Annotated in this window: 3 protein-coding genes and 1 pseudogene; 2 read left to right on the top strand and 2 right to left on the bottom strand. The window is 68.0% G+C overall.

Features of this window, described 5'->3' with window-relative positions; genetic code table 11:
* Positions 1 to 356 (top strand): annotated as a pseudogene (locus MXD58_RS19675) (hypothetical protein); the annotation flags it as partial.
* A gap of 229 nt (positions 357 to 585) precedes the next feature.
* On the opposite strand, the gene MXD58_RS19670 reads toward MXD58_RS19675, so the two are convergent.
* Together MXD58_RS19670 and MXD58_RS19665 are read right to left on the bottom strand one after the other, a co-directional pair.
* Positions 586 to 1,518 (bottom strand): hypothetical protein, encoded by a 933-nt coding sequence (locus MXD58_RS19670; RefSeq protein ID WP_250609699.1) that lies wholly within the window; start codon positions 1,516 to 1,518, stop codon positions 586 to 588.
* Positions 1,515 to 1,889 carry a hypothetical protein gene (locus tag MXD58_RS19665; RefSeq protein WP_250609698.1) on the bottom strand — a complete coding sequence of 125 codons (375 nt, stop codon included), beginning with the start codon at positions 1,887 to 1,889 and terminating at the stop codon, positions 1,515 to 1,517. Before MXD58_RS19665 ends, MXD58_RS19670 begins: the two co-directional genes overlap by 4 nt.
* A 1,473-nt stretch (positions 1,890 to 3,362) precedes the next feature.
* On the opposite strand from MXD58_RS19665, the gene MXD58_RS19660 reads away from it, so the two are divergent.
* On the top strand, positions 3,363 to 4,409 hold the full coding sequence (locus MXD58_RS19660; RefSeq protein ID WP_248841452.1) for a TIGR03857 family LLM class F420-dependent oxidoreductase: 1,047 nt from the start codon (positions 3,363 to 3,365) through the stop codon (positions 4,407 to 4,409).
* Positions 4,410 to 5,046: the final 637 nt, after the last annotated feature.

The following is a 5,046-nucleotide window of genomic DNA, read 5'->3' as shown; positions in this document are numbered from 1 at the left end:
GATATTCAGGCCGCATAATAGCGAAAGACGCAGAGCGGAACGCGAACCGATCTACACCACTCCACGGGGCATTATCCTGGTGCCCGTTCGGTGTCACCCCGGCCCAGGCGAGCGAGTGGATCCGGCGGGAGGAAATCCCCTCGGGCTTCGAGATCGCGCTCGGCCCGGAACATCTCCTCGACCCGGGCAAGGAGCCGGACGCGGTGCGCGAGGAACTCGCCGCGCTCGCCGCCGCCGGAGCCACCATCGCCTCGGCCAGGCTCGTCCACCACTCGCTGGACCACTACCTCGAGCAGCTCGAAGCACTCGCTGCCATCAACGGCCAGACGCACACCGTCATCGCCGGGAAGGGCTGAGCGCCCGCGCTGGCCGCCGAGGGCGCGTCCGTCGTCATCAACGACCTGGGCACCGACGAGGTCGCGCAGGGAGCAGGCCGTTGCGCCGCCGACGGCACAGTAGAGGAGATCCGCGCCGCCGGCGGCAATCGGGCTGCCGTTCTCCGATCCCATGCTCGCTCCTCGACGCCACCGACCGTGTCGGTCTCGCACCGACCATGACACCGTCCCCGGCAGGCAGGCATGGAGATCAAATGCCGGGGGTCGTGAGAACGCCGGGGGCCGCGGGAACGCGGTGGGCCGCGGGAACGCGGTGGGCCGTCGGAACGCGGTGGGCCGCGGGAACGCGGTGGGCCGTGGCCCAGTTCTCGTAGGCCGCCGCGAGCGCTCGGTCGGCCGCATCCGGCCGCGCCGCGGTCGACGCGAGGACGAGAGCGGGCACCGTCACATCGCCCTGGTGGCGCAGAAGCCACGCCAGGTCGGCCGCGGCCAGGGACGCCCATCCCTGAACTCCGTAGCGGCTGCCCCACGACTGCGGCAGCTTGTACCGGCCGGTGCTGACATCGAATCCGGTGATCTCGTACTCGTGGCCACCTGCCACCGCGGTCGAGCGATCAACATTGATCAGCCCCTCCGCGTCGGTCTCGAACATCGATTCGAGCCACACCGTCCCCACGATCACCGGGCCGGCCTGCAGGGCCGAGTTCAGCGCAGCAACGCTGAACGCATGGGTGTAGGTGCTGGCCAGGCCGAGCACCTGCAAGGCCTTCACCACACCCAGCCCGGATGAGCCGGTGTCCGTGGGCGGGTACTGGCCGGCGAAGGCGTCGAGGCGGGTCGCCAGCTCGTACAGCAGCAGAGCGAAGTCCTCGTCCAGGTCGTAGGTGCGGGCGGCAAACACGTTCTGGCTCGCCGCGGCTGCGGGGGCGGTGATGGTCACCGAGATCGATCCGGTTCGCCCCGCACCGTCGGTGCCGAGGAGCCCAGTCGCGGCGTTCCCGGTGCAGGAGCCAAGCTTTCCCTGGTCAAGGATCGGAATCCGCCTCCTCCAGTCCACGGTCTGAATCGCCGACACCGGCAGGACCCCGTGGGCATAAGGCAGCGACCTGGGATCGTGCTGGACATGACGGCCGAGGCCGTGCGGAAGGTCGGGAAGTTCGGGAATACGAACTAAGGCTGTCATATGAATGCTCCTTCGGTGAAGGCATCGATGGGGGTGATGGCCTCGCAGGCCGCGAAAGCGGCCGTGTTCCCCACCGCTTCGGCCGGCGTCCACAAGGCGCCAACGCGAACGGTTCGTCCGTGGTCGGAGGCGGGGCCCTGAGTCAGGCCAAGGCCGGACAGCACCTGCGCTCGCGCCCACCAGGCGGCCGGCTGATCGTCGGTCACCGGTCGCCGGGTAGTTCGCGACCTGCAACCTGCGGCCCGGTCCGGCGGAGGCATCAGCGCAGTGAGATCACCACCCAGTAGGTACCCACCGAGGACGAATTCCGGGACGAAACCCTTCCGTTCGTCCGGATCGACCCCGAGCGGACGCAGGGAGAAGTCGACCATATTGACCACCCGGACATGTTCCGGTGGCATTCGTGCCAGCTCTCTGAGTTGAGCGATGACCTGGTCGAGCGAGTTTCCGGTCGGGTCTTCTCTCCGCCGGCTCTATAATAATCTCAATACGGCGGTCTGAGTGAATAAGACGGCGTCACCCAAGGAGTCGAAGTATTTGTAGAAAGTCTTTCTGCTCATGCCGGCGGTGGACGCCACGAGTGTCACATCGATAGGAACACCGGGCGCCTGTGAGGCCGCTCTGATAACGGCGTCCGCGATGAGTTCGCGCTGTGACTGGCGAAACTCGTCCCACTGACCTTCAGGTCTCATGATGATCTGACCGCATCGTTCATCCGCGGCTACCCTCCCCGGTCCGTTGGCAACCCTACTCGATTGGCTCGAGACCGGAGTGCCGACAGGTCCGACGCAGCCGGGGGTCCGTGCTCCACCTCCACCGATGGTCCCCTGCCGGGCCGGCCCCGGGCCGCGTCGTGGACGGGTACCGGGATCGAACCGATCGAGTCCGGATATGTTCTCTCCGAAGCGTTCCGGTGCCGGCAGCGGGCGATGGGGCTGGTTTCGACGCATCCGCGGCCACGGGGCCGGACCCGGACGCCTCCGGTCTCCCGCGCCGCGTCAGGGATCCTCCCGGGTGCGCCCGTGGCGCGCCGGGGAAGATGTTCGCATCGACCTCGGAACGGATTATCTCGCCACCCGGTCCAGACCGGGTGCGCGTCGACGAATCCTCCGTCTGGACACACCGTCGGGATCGGAACAATGCGCGGGTCCGGCGATGCGGCGCGGATTCCCGTGCAGCCGGACATCAAGGAAGTCCTGCTTGTCCCGCGCGGGTTGAAAAACTGAGGGGCAGTGGGTGTCGGCCTTTTCGCGATCCGTGTCGCGTTCGTTCGGCCAGTCGCCTCGTGGCGATCATCGGTCGGCGTGGTCGCGCGAGTCATGGATCACGCGCTCTGCTATCGCTGAGCCCACCGAACGCCGGCCGGTCGGGCCGCAGTGAAAGGCCACTGCGATCGGTTGATGGACCATCATCCTTGAATCCGTCGATGGTCCGCTGCGATGGACCGCGCGGTCGGGGCAGGGAGGCGAGGCGAGAGGAAGGGGGCGTTGGCGGCGGACGGCGCCGTCACGTCTGGTCGTTTGCCCGCTGGCGGCCGGAGTTCCCGGACGACCGGTGCGCGTGGAGACAGCCACCGGGCAGATCACCGAGGACAGCGGCCGGGACGACAGCAGGTTCGAACGACATCTCATACATGGCGGCGAACCTGATCGCCGGCAAGGACGGCGCCGCCCGGTGCGGCGGTCCACTGCTGGGCGACACCCGCGGGACCATGGCGAGCGAGCCGGTCCCGTCGGTGCCGACGCAGTCGGTACCTGGGACAGAACAAGACGGGCGCCTGCGGACCGGGACGGAGAGGATGACGGTGACAGCGTCACCAGGTTCGTTGATCTAGGAGTGCAGTCGTGGCGGCATCAGATTCCGTGCTGGAGAATCTCGGCTTCTACACCCTCGCCGGCCAGCCGGCCTCATCCCGCGATCTCGTCCAAGAGGTCACCCTGGGTGACGCGCTTGGTCTCGGGTCGGTCTTCATCTCCGAGCGCTACAACAAGAAGGAAGCGGCCACTCTGTCCGGAGCGGCGGGGGCCGTGAGCGAGCGGATCACCATCCAGACGGGGGCGACGAACCACAACACCCGCCATCCGCTGGTCACGGCGGGCTTCGCCCGGACGATGCAGAGCCTCACCGGCGGTCGCTTCGTTCTCGGCCTCGGCCGGGGCGTGGCGATGCTACAGGACGCCCACGGAATTCCGCGGATCACCACCGCGCAGCTGGAGGACTTCGCCGGCATCATGCGCCGGCTGTTCCGCGGCGAGGTCATCGTCGGCCATGACGGTCCCGCCGGTTCCTGGCCGGTGCTGCGCCTCGACACCTCCCTCGACGAGCACCTGCCCATGAATCTCGTGGCGTTCGGCCCGCAGACCCTGAAACTCGCCGGTCGCTGTTTCGACGAGGTCATCCTGCATACGTTCTTCACCGACGAGACCACCGCGCGGGCCGTGCGGACGGTGAAGGAGGCCGCCGAGCAGGCCGGACGCGACCCTGCGTCGGTGAAGGTCTGGTCGTGCTTCGCCACCGTCGGCGACCACGTGCCGGCGGACCGGCGGCTGATGAAGCTGGTTGGCCGGCTCGCCACCTACCTGCAGGGCTACGGCGAGCTGCTGGCGCGCACGAACGGCTGGGACACCGAGGTCCTCAAGCGGATCCTGGCGGACCCGATCGTGTCCGGGGTACGTGGCCTGGACATCATCGGGACCACGGAGCAGCTCGAGCATGTCGCCACGCTGATCCCCGAGGAGTGGCTCGCGGCGGCGGCAACGGGCAGCCCGCAGCAGTGCGTCAAGGCCATCCAAAACCAGTTCGACCTCGGCTGCGACGGTGTCATTATGCATGGCGCGACGCCGGCCGAGCTTGCGCCCATCGTGGCGGAGTACCGCCGCGTCGCGGCCTGACGAGTGGCAGCGGGCGGGCGGCGGCGCCGGTCGGCCCCCGGACCGGCGGGGACTGTCCGTTGCGGGAGAACGGCGCCCGTCCGCGTCGCGGCGGGAAAGCCGCCACGAATGCGCCCGTCGCGTGGGAGCCCATTGTCCGGGCTGACTTCAGCTCCTTTCGATCCCGGCCGGCCGCCTGTCGTGCCTGTGCGCGTTTCCACCTCCAGGGTGGTGCCGCGCCACTGGCGTGCGAATGACCAGGAGGCTATGATCGGGTTCCATTCCCGGTAGTGCGGCGATGTATTCGGATGCTGTGCGCGGTCCGACTTATTCCGGTCCTCGGCGTCGATGGACCAGCGTATTGCAGCGACATTTTCGCCGGCTCCGGGAAGGGCCCGGTGTCACGGCCACGGTGCGCGTTGGGAAGCGGCTTATCGCGGTGGGCTCTGTCGGCGCCGGTGTTCCCGGCGGCCCGGGGGTCGGCGTGATCATTATCTCTTCGTCCGCCACGGGTTCGGGTGCCCACCGATTTCCCGCCACCCCCATTCGGATGCGTCACAGAAGCCGTGCCATCATTGCCGGAGATAATGCCCCGTGGAGTGGTGTAGATCGGTTCGCGTTCCGCTCTGCGTCTTTCGCTATTATGCGGCCTGAATAT

The sequence above is a fragment of the Frankia sp. AgKG'84/4 genome, from assembly GCF_023242965.2.
In the GTDB taxonomy this organism is placed as follows: Bacteria; Actinomycetota; Actinomycetes; order Frankiales; family Frankiaceae; genus Frankia.
Note: the sequence above shows the minus strand (reverse complement) of the source record. Positions and strands in the feature narration are given on the sequence as shown.